This is a genomic window from Arthrobacter sp. ISL-65 (genome assembly GCF_018613795.1).
Lineage (GTDB): Bacteria > Actinomycetota > Actinomycetes > Actinomycetales > Micrococcaceae > Arthrobacter.
The window spans coordinates 58,722-74,748 of record NZ_JAGGPN010000042.1; the positions used below are offsets into that span (position 1 = coordinate 58,722).

Consider the following 16,027-nt stretch of genomic DNA (forward strand, 5'->3'; position numbering starts at 1 on the left):
TCCGCACCCCTAAGGAGACCGCAATGAGCGGACAGCAGCACCCACCTGTTCCAGAAACCACACCCCTGCCTCCGGCGCCGCAGCCGGAGAGGTACTCATGCCAGCCAGGGCCGGGGGCCGGCCGGGATACCGGTTCCGGGGCCGGGCCCGCCCGGCCTGCCGAACCCGAAACTGAACCTGTGACCTCCCTGGGCACGTTCTCTTCGGGCAGCGCCGCCTCAAATGCCGCACCGCACGCCGTCGTGTCGAACCCTGTCGCCCCGGGCGGCGACCCCAACTCCCAAACCACGAACTACCAGGCCCCGTACGCGGGCTGGGGTGCCGGCGGGGCGCAGCCTTCCGGCGGCGGCGCCGGCTGGGGAGGGCCGCCGTCGGCCGGAACAGCGGGAGGTCCGGCGGCCGGCGGCAAGCCCTGGACCATGAAGCGGGGGCTGGTCGTGGCCGGTGCTGCCACGGTTCTGGCCGCTGGCGCCGGAGCCACCGTTTACGGTTTGGGCAGCAACGCTGCCGCTGCCGGCGGAACGGCCGCAGGTGCCCAGGGCGGGTTGGCGCAGGGTGGAACGCAGGGCGGTTTGAGCCAGGGCGGCTTGCCGCAGGATGGCGGGTCGATGGGCGGTCCGGGCATGCAGGCGCCGGGAAGCGGAACGGTGCCAGACCAGGGAGGCGACTTCGCGCCCAACGGCCTCGGCGGCATGGGCAGCGGCGTTTCTGCAGCGGTCCATTCGGAGTACGTGGTCGAGGAGAACGGCGCCTACGTCACCAAGGTGGCGCAGCTCGGCACTGTGTCCACCGTTTTCTCCGGTTCGGTCACGGTGAAGAGTGCCAACGGCTTCACGCGCACCTACGCGCTCAGCGACGACACAGCGGTGAGCAACATGCTGCAGCGGCGCCAGCAGTCGGTAACCGGCGACCTGACAGCGGCTGACATCGTGGCGGGAGCCACCGTTCGGATTGTGGCAGGCAAGGATGGCTCGGCGTTTGCGGCGGAGAGCGTGCAGGTGAGCGGTACCACCACGCAGTCGGGCGGAAGCACAGGTTCGAGCCAGGCCAGCTGACTACTGCGGGAGGGGCAGCGCCCAGGCCACCCGGGGCGCTGCTGCCGTCGCTCCGCTGGATTTGACCGGAGCCGCACGCCCTACCGAGCAAAAAATCCCCCGTCCGGACTGCGTCATAGCTGGACAATCCGAAAATCGCGGCTGTAGGTTTCGGCAATCGGGATGTCATTGAATATTCGGCGTATATTCATCAAAAATCCGAACAGAATTCCGCAGGAGCAGGTTTCCGACCGCCCGTTCAGGAAAATAAATCAAAATATCCACGAACGGCAAAACTGTGATTTATCACACAAACGCGCCGTTTGTCTCAGTATGCGGACGGTTCCGTCCATTGTTACTTGCAAGTTCTCATTGTTACGTTGCACACTTTCAAATGTGAACAAGAACTCAACAGCACCTGCAGCCGCAGAACATTGGCCCAGCACACCAGCTGCTGCCGACATGCGCTGTTGTCGAATGCACGCCTAACTTTCACCACCCCACGAAGTTTTTAGGCATTCGCCCCCAGCCCAGCGTAGGGCGCCCCTCCCCAAAATCATTGCGGGACCCAAGCATTCGAGCCGCGATGACGGCCATTCACATTGAGGTAAGCATTCATGTCAGTTGCATCCGGATACGTCCACATCTCAGTCCGTAACGCCAACAAAGCAGGCCAGGCATCGGGCCTGCGGCAGGGATTCGGCGCCCGCCCCGCCTTCGCTCCGGGCGGCCAGGCAAACAGCGTTCCCGCCGCTCCGGGTTACGCGCCCCAGGGGTACAACCCGAACTCGTACGGCCAGCTGCGCGCCGTCCAGGCTGACGAAGCCGCCCCGCTCACAGCGCCCACGCCTCTTGTGGCCCCGGCTGCCGCCGCACCGGTCCGCGCCGTACCCAATGAAAACGTTGCCCGCGGATTCGTCCTGTACATGGGCATTGACGAGGAAACCGCGGCTGCCGCCGGCACCTCGATCGCCAAGCTTGCCCAGGAGATCCGGGCCTACGCCCAGTCGCTTGTAACCGGTGCCGAGAGCTACGCCGCCGTCGCTGTGGCGCCGGCCAGCGCCCCCGGTTCTGCGCTCGACGTCGTCCGTTCCACCTTTGGTGACCCCACCGTCAATGCCCGGCAGCGCACCGAGACCGCCCGCGTGCAGCCGGCCCAGGATCCCCGCCCGTCGGGTGTCCTGATCGACCTCGCCCGCCGCGAGGTGCACCTCGACGGCGAGTCCCTGAATCTGACGTTCAAGGAATTCGAACTGCTCAACTACCTCGTGGAGAACGGCACCCGCACCGTGGGGCGCGACGAACTGCTCGAGGGCCTGTGGCGGAACGCCGAAGAGGTGCCGAACGAGCGCACCATCGACGTCCACATCCGCCGCCTGCGCTCCAAGCTCGGCCGCCTCGCCAACACCGTGCGTACCGTTCGTGGCCAGGGCTACCGCTTCTACGAGCACCCGGAAGTTGTTGTCTGGGCCGCTCCGGAGTACTCGATCTAGTCCATCCTTGGCACCGCCCTAAAAGCGGCACGATCCCTCTGCGCCTGTGCTCGTTCCTGCCCACCGTCGCCCTCGCCTCGCAAGCTCGGCCAGGGAACCCTGACGGCGTGGGCCCAAACAACGGCGCTTTCGGAATGTGCCGCCTTTTGGCGTTCAGCTGACCAAATCCCAAGCACTTGCCTCCGCGGCTGGAGATAGGCTTGGGCCATGAGTGCGCACCATAAGAAGCGACTGGTCCTTATGCGCCACGCCAAAGCCGACTGGCCGGGCGGGGTAGCGGACCACGAGCGTCCCCTGGAGGAGCGTGGCCACCGCGAGGCGCCCCTTGCGGGCAAATGGCTGCTCAAGCACAGCATCGTCCCCGATTTCATCCTGTGCTCCAGTGCTCTGCGAACTCGGCAGACGTGCACTTGGGTGTGCAGTGAACTCGGTGAGAAGGCTCCGACGCCGAAACTTGAGGACGGGCTCTACGGCGCCTCCGCGCTGCGCATGCTCGCGGTCATCAACCATGTGCCGGACACCGTGACCACGCTGATGGTGATATCCCACATGCCCGGCGTGCAGGACCTGGCCATGCACCTGGCCTCGCGGGATTCCAATCACGACGCCTACATGGATGCCGCAACGCGATTTCCCACGAGCGGGCTGACCGTGCTGGAGACAGAGAAGCCCTGGGCGGAGCTGGATGGCCAGGATGCCAAGCTCACGCACTTCAAGGTTCCCCGCGCACACTAGCCTCTTCGCTGGGAAGTTTTCCGCGGGGCTGCCTGCTGAACAGGTTTCTGCTGACCAGGTTTCTGCTGAGCAGGGCGCTGCGCTGGCTGCCGGGCGCCCGCGGGAAGCCTCGTCGCAGGACGGGCCGGTGATCCAGCAGCGCCGGCCGTGCGGGCTGGACCGGCATCCCGGGGCCTGGACATGGCAGTGGGTCGGGTGAGTGCATTCCGCTGCAGCCGCCTCCGGGGCGGCCAGACCGCCGCGCAGAACAGCACCAGCAGCGTCAGGCATCCCGAAGCCGACGCAAGGTAGAAGTAGATGTCCGAATCCCGGGTAGTCACGGCCTGGCCCAGAGAAGCGGCTTCCTGGTTGAAGGCGAGTCCCCACATGCGCAGGAAGGCGATGCTGCACCCGATGAACAGGCTGGTTCCCACCCCGCCCGCCAGCAGGGCAAGGTAACGGTGGCGGGCAAAGGCTTCCGCCACGGACGCCACGTACCCCACGGCCACGGCGCCGAGGAATGCAACCAGTGCCGCTTCTTCCAGCGAAATGGACGTCAGCACCAGCAGGCCTGCCGCTGCGGCAAACGCACCGATCGCTGTCTTTCCGCTGTTACCCATGTGGCGCATGGGACTAATCATCCCTGAGGATCGGGCCCCTTCAGCACGTAGCCGCGCATGATTGTCATGATGGCTGCAACGCTTTGGTCACGGCTCCGTTCGGGGTTGTACGTCTGGCGGTCCAGCCCCACCACAAAGCAGGCGCCAAACACGGCTGCCTCCAGGCTTCCCCGCGAAATGGTGGCGTCCACCGGGTACTGTGCAGCAACGCTTTCGATGGCCGTGCCGATGACCTGCAGCAGCCGGGTCCGGAGCTCGGCGAAAGTGTCCTGCCATTCGCTCGGGGTACGCCACTGTTCGCCCACCCACAGCCTGGCGAAGGACGGATACTCGGCCATGAAATCCATGGCCTGGCCGATCATCGCCTCCATGCCGGCCAGCGGGTCCGCCGTCCCGCCCTTCACGCTGAGCAGCCTGGCTTCGAGGATGTCGACGCCATGCCGCAGGAGCTGGGCGATTAGGTCGGACTTGCTGCCGAAGTTGTAGTAGACGGTCCCCTTGGACACGCCGGCCGCAGCGGCGATCTCGTCCACCGTCACACCAGACGCGCCGCGTTCCCCGATCAGGTCCATGGATGCCTCGAACAGCTTCTGCTTCGTGGCATTGGTCCGGCCGGGGCGGAGCTTCCTCGGTGCAACGGGTTCCTGGTCCGCCTCCAGCGTGCTCATACGGCGATCTCCGGTTTCAGGGTCTTAAGGGTCCAGAACTTGTTCTTGCGGACGGCCAGCGTCGAAAGTGCCATCCCCAGCAAAGTGTAGCCAAACAGCCCCGCCACGGTGGCCGGTATCAGGGACAGGTCCGCCCCGTAGACCAGGTGCCGCATGCCATCCACCACGTAACCCATGGGCAGGACCCGGTGGACGGCGTGCAGCGGTTCGGGCGTGGTCTGCCACGGGAAGGTGCCGCCCGAGGAGACGAGCTGCAGCACGAGCAGGATGAGCACCACCAGCTTTCCCGGCGAACCGAGGAGCGCCACCACGCCCTGGATGATGGCGCTGAACGCCATGGCGGCTGCCAGCAGGAACAGCCACATCAGCCATGGATGGGCAGGATGCAGTCCAAGGCCGACGTTCACGACGACGGTGAGCAGGCTGGCCTGCACGGCAGACACCGCCAGGAACGGAAGCCAGCCCCCGACGGCGATCTTCCAGGCCGGCGCGTTGGAGGCCAGGGCGCGCTGGGTAATGGGCCGCATTGCCTGGACCAGCATGAAGATGCCGATCCACAGGGCCAGGGTCATGAAAAAGGGGGCAAGCCCTGCACCGTAGGAGCCGGCCTTTGCCTGCGAGACGTTGCTGACGGCCACGGGGTCGGACATCACGGCGGAGAGGCTGCTCTTCTGCGAGTCATCCGGGTGGGGGACCTTGCCGGCTCCCTGGGACAGCCCGTCAGCCAGTTTCCCGGCACCGGCCGCGGCGGTGCCCGCTCCGCTCTCCAGCTGCGCCGCACCGTCGTCGAGCTTTTGGGCACCCGCCGAGAGGGCGGCGGAACCGTCCACCGCCGTCTGCTCACTGGAAGCCAGAGTTGCGGCTCCGGCCGCCAGCCGGTCTGCCCCGGCAGACGCCGTCGAGATGCCGCCGGTCAGCGCGGGGGCGGCGGCGGCCAGCCGGGCTGCGCCCGCACTGACCGCAGCTGATCCGTCGGAAAGCTGCTGGATCTGCGCGGCGTCTGCCTGCATCTTCGCCTTGGCGTCACTGCCCGGGCCGGAGGCAGCTGCGGAATCGACTTCCGCGAGCACCTTGTCCGCCTGTTCCTGGGTCAGGACGCCGGCGGCCACCAGCTTGCTGTTGGACTCCTGCAGCCGGCCGCGGAGGCCATTTTCTGCTGCCTCGAGCTGCCCGACGGCGTCCTGCACCTTGCTGTTCAGCGCCGCGTTTCCTGCCGCAACCTGCGCGGCACCGTCAGCGAGGCGCTGCGAGTCCGCCGGAAGCCCGGCCGTCCTGTCCCGCAGTTCCGCCAGCCCTCCGCTCAGCTGCCCGGCACCCTCCGAGAGCTCGTTGGCCCCGTCACGGAGTCTGACCTGGCCGTTGTAAAGGTCGGCGGCCCCGGTTTCCAGCTTCCCTGTTCCCTCATGCAGGGTGACCGTACCGTCGTGCAGCCGGGTGATGCCGTCCGCCAGTTGGGTAGCGCCGTCGGCCGCTTTCACCATCTGCGTGTGGATGGTGCCGAACCCGGTGAGAAGTTGGTTGGCTGTCTCCGCGCCGACCTCCTTGGCCACCGACGCATGGACGGCAGCGGTCAGCTTGTCCACGATGGTGCTCAGCAGGTAGTTGTTGGCGTCGTTGGTGGTGACGTTAAGCATGGCCTGGGTCGCCGAATCGAAGCTGCCCGGCGAGGCGAGGTTGGCAGAGAAGTCCTTGGGGATCCTGAGGGCGAAGGCATACTTTCCGTCGCTGACGCCCTGGTCCGCCTCCGCAGCAGTCGGGACCGTCTGCCAGTTGAACACGTGCCCGTCAAGGAGGCTGTCCGCCACCTTCTGTCCGGCCTCCAGCCGCGTTCCATTGCCGGCGGCCGCCCCGGTGTCCTCCACCACGAGCGCGGCGTCGATCCGGTCGAGGTTGCCGTACGGATTCCAGTTGGCGTAGAGGTACACCGCGCCGTAGAGCAGAGGCACCAGGGTCAGGGCCAGGATGGTCAGCTTGGGCAGCAGCCCGCCGGTCATGCGCTTGAGTTCGGACCGCGCCAGCCGCAAGACAGTCACTTGCCCACCTCACCCGTCAGGCTGGAGTTTTTGTCCACATATTCGGACTTCGGGGGCGTTGTGGGGCCATTATCTGTACAAAAACTCCCCGGGGAGGGACGGCGGGCCGCGTTGCCGATTGCCGCGGACGGTCCGGTCCAGCCGTCCGGGAGGGCAGTAACGGTTGCGACGACGGCGAGGGGCCGGCCGCCGTCGTGCGCCAGTTCCCTGAGCCGCGGCAGCCAGTTGGCAGAATCGGCGCCGTGCCGGTCGGGGGAGTCCACCACAAGGAGGTCCGTGCCGGGGTTGGCGAGGGCTAGCGCTGTAAGGAGCTCGATGCGGCGCGCCGAAGGGAGCTGCTCCGTCCACATGCCGGCGACGTCCTCGAAGCGGTTGACCTTCAGCCACGGCTTGCTGAGGAGGGCGCCGCGGTAGCGCCGGGGAATCAGGGCCAGATCCTCGGTCACGAGGTCCGCCACGCTTAGGTGCTGTTCGGGTTCGTTGACGCCGGGGGAGTCCACCAGGGCGCTGGCGCGCCGCAGCGGTCTGATCCCGACCGAGCCGTCCCAGCCGGCCGTGCCGCCGTCGGGCCTCATCCGGCCACTTAGGACAAGCGCGAGGGCGGTCCTCTGGTCCTGGCGGTCGCCGGTCACCAGCAGCAGTTCGCCGCTGGCCACCTGCAGGGAAGTCGGCGGCAGGAGGTCAAGCCGCCGGCCTTTCACGCTGAGCTGTCGTGCGCAGAGCAAGGGAGCCTTTCGCAGAAGTTGTCTGCTTCAAGGCTAACCGAACTGACTAGTCAGTTCAAATAGACACTAGAGCCCGTACTTTTCCAGCAGCCGCAGCCAGACCTCGCTGATGGTCGGATAAGAAGGCACTGCGTGCCAAAGCCGGTCCAGGGGAACCTCCCCGACGACGGCGATCGTCGCGGCATGGAGGAGCTCGGCGACGTCCGGCCCGGCGAAGGTTGCACCGAGGAGCACCTTGCGGTCCTCGTCCACCACCAGCTGCGCCCAGCCCTTGTAGTTCTGGCCGTGCAGGGAGGACCCGGCCACCTCGATGGGCAGCTCCACCGATGATGCGTTGTAGCCGTCCTTGCGGGCCCGTTCCAGCGACCGGCCAATGTTGGCCAGCTCGGGGTCTGTGAACACCACGTTGGGAATGGCGTGTTCGTCGGCTGTCTGCGCGTACCGGCTCCACGGCTCAGGCTCCCCGCGAAGCTCGCCCTTGGCCCGGGCGGCAAAGGCTGCGCCGGTGGCCCGGGCCTCGTACTTGCCCTGATGAGTCAGCAGTACTTTGCCCGCCGCGTCGCCCACCGCGTACAGCCAGGGACCGTCGTCGTTGCCCGACGCTTCGGCCACCAGGCCGGTTGAGTCAGTGTGGATGGCCAGGGGCTTGCCGTTGCTGGCGGACAGGCCCACACTCTCCAGTCCGAGCCCTTCCAGCGCGGGCTGCCGGCCGGTCGACACCAGCAACTGGTCCACCGTGACGGTGTCGCCGCCGTCGAACGCGAGCGTCAGGGAACCGTCGGAATTCCTCTGGACGCTGCGGGTCTTGGTGTTGAGCCGGAGCTCCACGCCGTCGGCCCGCAGGCCGGCGGCGACAAGTTCCGCGGCCTCAGTGGGAAAATTGCGCAGCAGTCCGCTGCGCCCCACCAGCGTGACCGTGGACCCGAGACGGGCAAAAGCCTGGGCAAGCTCCGTGCCGGCGACGCCGCCGCCCAACACGCCCAGCCGGTCGGGGACCTCCTTTGCCGAGGTCGCCTCCCGCGTGCCCCAGTATTCAACCTCGGACAGCCCCTCGACGGGCGGCCTGTTGGGCGTGGAGCCGTTGGCAAGCACGACGGCGTGACGCGCCGTGAGCGCGTAATCGTCGCCGTCCAGCCCGGCTACTCCCACTGTCCGCTCACCGGTGATGCGTGCCCGGCCGCGGATCAGCTCGATGCCTGCGCCCTCCACCCATTCCACCTGGCTGGCATCCTGCCAGTGGGACGTGAAGGAGTCGCGCTGCTTGAGGACCGCGGCGGCGTCGAGCGTTCCTGTCACGGCTTCGCTGGCGCCGGGAACTGTCTGGGCGCCGTGCAGTGCGGTGCCCGGTCGCAGCAGCGCCTTGGATGGCATGCACGCCCAGTAGGAGCACTCGCCGCCCACCAGCTCGGCTTCCACCAGGACTGCCGTCAAGCCGCCCTGCACCACCCGGTCCGCGGCATTTTCCCCTGCCGCGCCGGCGCCGATCACAATGACATCGAATTCCCGTTCAACAAGACGTGGCATGGCAACAGCCTACGCCCGCTCCTGCCGCGAATTTTGGGAGGCGCTGCCGTAACAATGGACCCCGCCGTTCTGGGGATATGGGACATCCGCTACGGTGAGGAAAAGTACGGACAGTGCAAAGGAGCCCTCCATGCAGCCCTCCAACGTGGTTCCGCCGGCCCGCTTCGGCGCCCAGGCCCGCCTGCGCGCCCTGCAGTCGGACATCATGGAGCTGATCCTGGACCGTGAACTGGAGCCCGGCGACGCCCTTCCCACCGAAAACGAGCTGTGCCTCGCCCTCGGCGTGGGCCGGAACACGCTCCGGGAGTCGCTGAAGGTCCTGCAGGCGCTAGGGGTCATTGAGATCCGCCACGGCTTCGGCATGTTCGTTGCGCCCAGCAATTTCGAATCCCTCGCCGACGGCCTGATTTTCCGCGGGCGGCTCTCGCTGCGGCACCACGGCCTGGAAGCGCGGCAGCTCGTGGACGTCCGCCAGGCGCTGGAGGCGGGGCTGATCGGCAGCGCAATGGGTGAGATGACGGCCGAACAACTAGCCGGCATCGAGGAGTCCGTGATCCGCATGGAGGAGAGCGCGGAGGCGGGTGAGGCCTTTGTGGAAGCCGATGCGGAGTTCCACCGCAGGCTTTTTGAATCCCTTAACAATGAACTCCTGCTAAACCTGCTGGGCGTCTTCTGGAAGGTTTACCGCAAGATCTATACCGAGGTTGGACCCGGCGTGGAGGATCTGCCGGCACTCGCTGCAGTGCACCGGAACATCTATTCGGCCGTGGCTGCCGGGGACAAGGCCCGGGCAGCCCGCGAGCTGACGCACCACTTCGAGGGGTTCCGCCAGCGGATACGCGAGGCGGTCGGCGAATAGGTAGTCCGGTTCCGGACCAGTTTGGTTCTGGATCACGTCGGTTCTGGATAGCGGGGGATAGCGGGTTTGTTGCCACTGCCCCCTGCATGCAGGCCTCGTCCCTAACCCATGCTTAACGCAGAAGGCCCGCACCGGTTTCCCGGTGCGGGCCTTCTCTCTGTGCGCCCAAAGGGATTCGAACCCCTGACCTTCTGTTCCGTAGACAGACGCTCTATCCAGCTGAGCTATGGGCGCATCTTCCGGTTCTCAGTGAGCTTTTCGCTCGCCCCGAACCTCGAATAACTTTACGCGAGGAGGGCCGCAGTTCCAAATTGAGGACCATGTAATTTACACAACTAGACCGGTCTATGTGACCTTCGTCACTAATTTCGACTTTTCTAAATCAAAATTCCGCGAAATCCCGCGGAAGTTGACTACAGGTGGGCAGGACATCCGATGTCTGACCGTGAATTGGTCCAGATCATCAGAAATAGCATTTAGGACACACCACTGAACCCGAAGAAGGGAACTGCAATGGCCCACCTGGCGCGACTGCCGCTGCTTGAGAAAGCACCCACCACCCATGCCGGACTGCTGGCGTGGGTCGAAGAGGTCGCTGGGCTTACCCAGCCGGACCGGATTCATTGGGTCGACGGCTCCGAGGAAGAAAACACCCGCCTCACCGACGAACTCGTCGCGGCCGGCACCCTGAAGCGGTTGAACCAGGACCTGTTCCCCAACTCCTTCGCAGCCTTCTCGGACCCCGCTGACGTCGCCCGCGTCGAAGAGCAGACCTTCATCTGCTCTGAAAAGGAGCACGACGCAGGCTTCACCAACAACTGGATGGCCCCGGCGGAGATGAAGGAGAAGCTGCGCGGGCTGTTCTCCGGCTCCATGCGCGGCCGCACCATGTACGTCATCCCGTTCGTCATGGGCCACCTCGACGCCGAGGACCCCAAGTTCGGCGTCGAGATCACCGACTCCGCCTATGTTGTTGCCTCCATGCGCATCATGGCCCGCATCGGCACGGACGTCCTGAACCGGATCACCGAAACCAACGCCTTCTTCGTTCCGGCCCTGCACTCCCTGGGTGCTCCGCTGGAGGCCGGCCAGGCAGACGTACCGTGGCCGTGCAACCCGGACAAATGGATCGTCCACTTCCCCGAAGAGCGTTCGATCTGGTCGTTCGGCTCCGGCTACGGCGGAAACGCGCTGTTGGGAAAGAAGTGCTACGCCCTGCGCATCGCCTCGGTCATGGCCCACGACGAGGGCTGGCTTGCGGAGCACATGCTCATCCTCAAGCTCACTTCGCCGGAGCAGAAGACCTACTACGTCTCGGCTGCCTTCCCGTCCGCCTGCGGCAAGACCAACCTCGCCCTCCTCGATCCCACCATCGATGGCTGGAAGGTGGAGACCCTGGGTGACGACATCACCTGGATGCGGTTCGGCAAGGAAGGCGAGCTCCGCGCCGTCAACCCCGAGGCCGGCCTGTTCGGCGTGGCCCCCGGCACCGGCTGGGGCACCAACCCCAACGCCATGCGCGCCATTGCCAAGGGCAACAGCATCTTCACCAACGTTGCGCTGACCGACGACGGCGGCGTCTGGTGGGAGGGCATGACCGAGGAAACCCCGACGCACCTCACTGACTGGCGGGGCAACTCCTGGACGCCCGAATCCGGCCAGCCGGCAGCCCACCCGAACTCGCGCTTCTGCACCCCGATCGACCAGATCGACATGCTGGCCGAGGAGTACCACAGCCCGAACGGTGTGGAACTGTCCGCCATCCTGTTTGGCGGCCGCCGCAAGACCACTATCCCGCTGGTCACCGAGGCCCGCGACTGGACCAACGGCATCTTCATGGGCTCCACCCTGTCGTCCGAGACCACCGCTGCTGCGGCCGGTGCCGTCGGCGTGGTCCGCCGCGACCCCATGGCCATGCTTCCGTTCATCGGTTACGACGCCGGCGACTACCTGAACCACTGGGTCAACCTGTCCGCCAAGGCTAACCCGGAGCGCCTCCCCAAGATCTTCCTGGTCAACTGGTTCCGCCGCACGGCAGCGGGCGGCTTCGCCTGGCCGGGCTTCGGGGACAACGCCCGCGTCCTGAAGTGGGCCATCGAACGGCTCGAAGGAAAGGCCGACGCCGTGGAGACCCCCATCGGCTTCGTCCCGACCGGCGACTCCATCGACCTCACCGGACTCGACATGACGCCCGCGCAGGTGGAGGACGCCGTCCGCGTCGACGCCGACGAGTGGAAGACCGAGCTCGCCTCGATCGAGGAGTGGTTCGCGAACTTCGGCGATTCGCTGCCCGCAGCGCTCCAGCAGGAGCTCGACGGCCTGAAGGGCCGTCTGGCCTAGACCACGCCCTTTTTAGGCCGGTCAACAAAGTACACGGCGGCCCCGCACCTTTTTCTTCAAAGGTGCGGGGCCGCCGTCGTCCGTTCCGGAGTTTTTGTACAGATAATGGGCGCTAAACGCCCCTAAAGTCGCGACAAGTGTACAAAAACTCCCCAGCCTTAGGGGCTAGGCGGCCAGCCAGATGTCCGGGCCGAAGACCTCGTAGTGGATCCGTGTTGCGGGGATGCCTGCCTCGATGGCCTCGTTGCGGATGTTCTTCATGAACGGCAGCGGGCCGCACAGGTACAGGGAGGCGTTGGCGGGCAGGTCCACCTCGCGCAGGGACATGAAGCCGGACTTCGTGCCCGCCTGCGGTTCCTCCAGCCAGAGCTGGAGGTCGGCGCCGTCGAGGCGCTCGACGTCGTCCGTCATCTGGGAGCGCAACGCCCAGCTGTCCATGGTGCTTTCGGCGTGAAGGACCAGCACTTGGCGGTCGGAGCCGGTTTCGGCGAGGGAACGCAGGATCGAGGCGGTGGGCGTGCAGCCAATACCCGCGGAGGCGAGAACCACAGGACCGTCACCGTCCTTCAGGGTGATTTCGCCGTAAGGGTTGGAGCTTTCGATGATGTCTCCGACCTCCACGCTGTTGTGGAGCACGGGAGAGACCTCCCCGCCGTCGTCGATCTTGGTGGTGAAGCTGCGGCTGGTGCCGGCATCGCCGGAGAGCGAGTACTGCCGGACCTGGCGGAGGCCGTCGGGCAGGGTAATTTTGACGCTGATGTACTGGCCTGGAAGCGCGGCGGTGACCGGGGTGTCATCCGCAGGGGCGAGGGTGAACGTCACGGCACCTGTTCCGGCGGGGGTCTTTTCAACTACGGTCCAGGGCATCCACATTCGAGTGTTCGCCTGGGCCGCGTAAAGGCCTTTTTCCAGCTTGATCAGGGCGTCCGCCATGAGCCAGTACACCTCGGTCCAGGCTTCTGCAATTTCCGGGGTGATGACCTCGGCCAGGTCCTCGGCGATAGCGGCAAAGAGGTGCTCATAGACCACCTGGTACTGCGGCTCGGCGATGCCGAGGGAAGCGTGCCGGTGCGCGATGCGGGACAGCACGGTTTCCGGGACGGTGTCCGGGTTGTTGACCAGGTGGGTCGCGAAGGCGGCGATGCTTCCGGCCAGGGCCTGCTGCTGGTTGCCGTTGCGCTGGTTGGAGCGGCTGAACAGCCCGTCCAGGAGTTCCGGGTGCGCGGCGAAGAGCCTGTCATAGAACTTGGGGGTGATCTCGCCGATTCGTGAACCGACCAGGGGAAGGGTGGCTTCGATGATAGGACGGGCTTTGTCCGAGAGCATTGACACTCCTGAGCTAGTGGTCCGGGGTCTTTGGCCGGACCGGTACTGCCGATACTCGCATTCGAAATACGAGTTTCTGCATGGTCTATTTCTACACCTTGTAGAAATGATTTTCCAAATGGAGAAGGGCCCCAGTGAGGTAGGGGGCAGGGGCGCGCAGCGGCGCGCAGGGGCGGCCGGGTCAGGCGGGTGAGGCGGCTCAGGCGCCGGGGCGCAGCCCGATGGCCTCAAAAACGGGTGTCATCTGGCGGGAGGTCGGCAGGTCGGCCACCACGACGTCGTCGAGCTCGCGGTAAAAAGCCTCGCGCGCCCGCGCCATGGCACCGCGGAGCCGGCATTCATTGATGAGGGGGCAGCTGCCCGCCGGGCCTATGCACTCGGCGGCGTCCTCCCTGGTATCCAGTTGCCGCAGGACCTGCCCCACGGTCACGCGGTGGCCGGCCGCGCTGAGCCGCGAGCCTCCGTTGCGGCCACGCTCAACGTCAATCAGCCCCAGCATCCGCAGCTTCGCCACGGCCTTGCTGACGTGGTTGTAGGGGGTTCCCACGGCGTCCGCGACGTTCTGGGTGGTAAGCAGGCCGCCCTCGGGTGCGGCTGCGAGCACCATAAGGGCGCGCAGGCTGACATCCGCGAAGGCGTTGATTTTCATGCTTCTAGCCTAATGACCTGTGCAAATCGCAGTTCCGTCCGGTGGAAATCGCATGGCCATGCCCGTCGCGTGCGTGCCGCGACCCGCCCTTCCGCCCGGTCTAGTCCGCCCAAATGACAGGCTCGTTGGAGTCGGCGGCGAGGTCGCCGAACTCCCACTCACTGCCCTCGGTGGTGGGGGAGTACGGCAGGACGGCTGCGAACACCGCGCCGTCCCGGTGCTCGGTGGCCACATGGATGGCGTCCGAGTCCTCCTCGACCAGGGTGATGTCGCAGACGATGGCGGCAGCGCGGAACTCGTCCCGGTGCTGGCGCAAAAGTTCCGTGATGTCGCGGATCATCGCGTCGGCGTCGAACTCGCTGTCCCCGTCGGCATCCGGATCTGCCGGCGAAACAGCGACGAGGCGGACGTCACCGCCGTCCTCCACCACAAGGGCGAACGGCAGAAACCCGCCGCTGCGCTCAAGCTGCTCCTGGGCCGCCGCCATTCCGGTGCCCAGGAGGTTTTCCAGATCCGTGGCGGTCGAGTCGGGCACGGATGCGCGCCACGATGACTGGGCCGGGGTCGAGTCGGGTGATGCCACGGGGCTGTCCTAGCTGCGGACCAGAGCCAGCACGCGGTCGCGCACCCGCTCCATCGTGGCCCGGTCCGTGGCTTCGGCGTTCAGCCGGAGGTACGGTTCGGTGTTGGAGGGGCGCAGGTTGAACCAGAAGCTGCCGTCGGCCGCGGTGAAGGTGCTGCCGTCAAGGTGGTCCACCGCCACGTTCTCGGTTTCGAAATCGGCGCGGACGCGCTCCACTGCGCCGGCCTTGTCATCGATTTCGGAGTTGATTTCGCCGGAGGAAACGTACGGTTCGTACTCCCGGCCGAGCTCAGAAAGCGGGCCGTCCTGTTCACCCAGGGCGGCCAGCACGTGCATGGCCGCAAGCATGCCGGTGTCCGCGTTCCAGAAGTCACGGAAGTAGAAGTGGGCGGAGTGCTCCCCGCCAAAGATGGCGCCCTCCTCCGCCATGACGGCCTTGATGAAGGAATGGCCCACCCGGGTACGCACCGCACGTCCGCCGTCTTCGGCGACGAGTTCCGGCACAGCGCGGGAGGTCAGGAGGTTGTGGATGATGGTGGGATTTGCTTCGCCCTGCGCCTTTGCGCGGGCGATTTCGCGGCGGGCCACCATGCCCGTGATGGCCGACGGCGAGACCGCCTCGCCCTTTTCATCGATGACGAAGCAGCGGTCGGCGTCGCCGTCGAACGCCAGGCCGATGTCCGCACCGTGTTCGACGACGGCGGCCTGCAGGTCGCGCAGATTTTCCGGTTCCAGGGGGTTGGCCGGGTGGTTCGGGAAGGAGCCGTCCAGTTCGAAGTAGAGCGGAACGATGTCGAAGGGCAGTTTCGGCAGCAGCGTGTCGCCCAGGACGGCCGGGGTGGTCAGTCCAGCCATGCCGTTGCCTGCGTCCACTACGACCTTGAGGGGGCGCGAACCGGAAAGGTCCACGAGCGTGCGGAGGTATTCGGCGTAGTCCTTCAGCACGTCACGGACGCCGATCTGGCCCTGCGTTTCGGCAGCCGGGATGGAGCCGGTGTTCAGGTACTGCTCAGCGAGTGCCTGGATCTCCTTGAGGCCCGTCTCGGAGGAGATGGGGACGGCGCCGGCCTTGGCCATCTTGATGCCGTTGTATGCGGCGGGGTTGTGGCTTGCGGTGAACGTGGCACCTGCGGCGTTCAGGGCCCCGCACGCGTAGTACAGCTCGTCCGTGGAGATCAGGTCCAGCAGCTGGACGTTGGCCCCGCGGGTGGCGGCGCCGTTGGCGAACGCCTTGCTGAATTCAGGGGAGGAGGGGCGCATGTCGCCGCCGACCAGGACGGTCTGGCCCTCCAGGCCAAGTACGTCAACGAACGCTGCGCCTACGGCTTCGACGATTTCGGCGGTGATGGATTCGCCCACGATGCCGCGGACGTCATACGCCTTGAACGAGGCCGAAAGGTCAAAAGTACTGGTCTGGTCGCTAGTCACGGCACTTATCTTACGGGCAAGCCCGAAGCAG

General features: G+C 66.1%; 14 protein-coding genes and 1 tRNA gene. 5 read left to right on the top strand and 10 right to left on the bottom strand.

All coding sequences use genetic code 11. The features are described 5' to 3' along the window. Nucleotides 1-23: 23 nt before the first annotated feature. The 3 genes from J7I85_RS18780 (at nucleotide 24) to J7I85_RS18790 (ending at nucleotide 3,262) form a co-directional block, all read left to right on the top strand. Nucleotides 24-1,055 (top strand): hypothetical protein, encoded by a 1,032-nt coding sequence (locus tag J7I85_RS18780; RefSeq protein ID WP_214855047.1) that lies wholly within the window; start codon nucleotides 24-26, stop codon nucleotides 1,053-1,055. Nucleotides 1,056-1,651: 596 nt separating this feature from the next. Continuing rightward, entirely contained in the window at nucleotides 1,652-2,527 is an 876-nt protein-coding gene (locus tag J7I85_RS18785) for a winged helix-turn-helix domain-containing protein (protein WP_214855061.1), read from the top strand. A gap of 207 nt (nucleotides 2,528-2,734) precedes the next feature. Then, nucleotides 2,735-3,262 carry a histidine phosphatase family protein gene (locus J7I85_RS18790; protein ID WP_214855064.1) on the top strand — a complete coding sequence of 176 codons (528 nt, stop codon included), beginning with the start codon at nucleotides 2,735-2,737 and terminating at the stop codon, nucleotides 3,260-3,262. Here J7I85_RS18790 and J7I85_RS18795 read toward each other — a convergent pair. The 5 genes from J7I85_RS18795 to J7I85_RS18815 all read right to left on the bottom strand — a co-directional run bounded on the left by J7I85_RS18795 (nucleotide 3,259) and on the right by J7I85_RS18815 (nucleotide 8,811). Continuing rightward, nucleotides 3,259-3,861 carry a hypothetical protein gene (locus tag J7I85_RS18795; protein WP_214855067.1) on the bottom strand — a complete coding sequence of 201 codons (603 nt, stop codon included), beginning with the start codon at nucleotides 3,859-3,861 and terminating at the stop codon, nucleotides 3,259-3,261. The genes J7I85_RS18790 and J7I85_RS18795 overlap by 4 nt on opposite strands. 17 nt (nucleotides 3,862-3,878) lie before the next feature. Next, on the bottom strand, nucleotides 3,879-4,529 hold the full coding sequence (locus J7I85_RS18800) for a TetR/AcrR family transcriptional regulator (RefSeq protein ID WP_214855081.1): 651 nt from the start codon (nucleotides 4,527-4,529) through the stop codon (nucleotides 3,879-3,881). After that, on the bottom strand, nucleotides 4,526-6,562 hold the full coding sequence (locus J7I85_RS18805) for a YhgE/Pip family protein (protein WP_214855096.1): 2,037 nt from the start codon (nucleotides 6,560-6,562) through the stop codon (nucleotides 4,526-4,528). The genes J7I85_RS18800 and J7I85_RS18805 overlap by 4 nt, the downstream gene beginning before the upstream one ends. Then, on the bottom strand, nucleotides 6,559-7,287 hold the full coding sequence (locus J7I85_RS18810) for an ABC transporter ATP-binding protein (protein WP_214855099.1): 729 nt from the start codon (nucleotides 7,285-7,287) through the stop codon (nucleotides 6,559-6,561). The genes J7I85_RS18805 and J7I85_RS18810 overlap by 4 nt, the downstream gene beginning before the upstream one ends. 66 nt (nucleotides 7,288-7,353) lie before the next feature. Further along, on the bottom strand, nucleotides 7,354-8,811 hold the full coding sequence (locus J7I85_RS18815; protein ID WP_214855102.1) for an NAD(P)/FAD-dependent oxidoreductase: 1,458 nt from the start codon (nucleotides 8,809-8,811) through the stop codon (nucleotides 7,354-7,356). Between the two features lie 130 nt (nucleotides 8,812-8,941). Between J7I85_RS18815 and J7I85_RS18820 the strand changes: the two genes are divergently transcribed. Next, entirely contained in the window at nucleotides 8,942-9,670 is a 729-nt protein-coding gene (locus tag J7I85_RS18820; protein ID WP_214855116.1) for a FadR/GntR family transcriptional regulator, read from the top strand. Nucleotides 9,671-9,830: 160 nt separating this feature from the next. Here the strand turns inward: J7I85_RS18820 and J7I85_RS18825 are convergent. Further along, a tRNA-Arg gene (locus J7I85_RS18825) sits at nucleotides 9,831-9,904 on the bottom strand. Between the two features lie 279 nt (nucleotides 9,905-10,183). Here J7I85_RS18825 and J7I85_RS18830 point away from each other — a divergent pair. Next, complete coding sequence (locus tag J7I85_RS18830) at nucleotides 10,184-12,010, top strand: phosphoenolpyruvate carboxykinase (GTP) (protein WP_214855132.1); 1,827 nt, start codon at nucleotides 10,184-10,186, stop codon at nucleotides 12,008-12,010. A gap of 165 nt (nucleotides 12,011-12,175) precedes the next feature. Here the strand turns inward: J7I85_RS18830 and J7I85_RS18835 are convergent, their stop codons facing one another. The 4 genes from J7I85_RS18835 to J7I85_RS18850 all read right to left on the bottom strand — a co-directional run bounded on the left by J7I85_RS18835 (nucleotide 12,176) and on the right by J7I85_RS18850 (nucleotide 15,996). Further along, complete coding sequence (locus J7I85_RS18835) at nucleotides 12,176-13,336, bottom strand: globin domain-containing protein (RefSeq protein ID WP_214855135.1); 1,161 nt, start codon at nucleotides 13,334-13,336, stop codon at nucleotides 12,176-12,178. A gap of 199 nt (nucleotides 13,337-13,535) precedes the next feature. Then, nucleotides 13,536-13,985 carry an Rrf2 family transcriptional regulator gene (locus J7I85_RS18840; protein ID WP_214855151.1) on the bottom strand — a complete coding sequence of 150 codons (450 nt, stop codon included), beginning with the start codon at nucleotides 13,983-13,985 and terminating at the stop codon, nucleotides 13,536-13,538. Nucleotides 13,986-14,085: 100 nt separating this feature from the next. After that, on the bottom strand, nucleotides 14,086-14,568 hold the full coding sequence (locus J7I85_RS18845) for a hypothetical protein (protein ID WP_214855153.1): 483 nt from the start codon (nucleotides 14,566-14,568) through the stop codon (nucleotides 14,086-14,088). Between the two features lie 9 nt (nucleotides 14,569-14,577). Beyond that, entirely contained in the window at nucleotides 14,578-15,996 is a 1,419-nt protein-coding gene (locus J7I85_RS18850) for a phosphomannomutase/phosphoglucomutase (protein WP_214855165.1), read from the bottom strand. Nucleotides 15,997-16,027 lie beyond the last annotated feature (31 nt).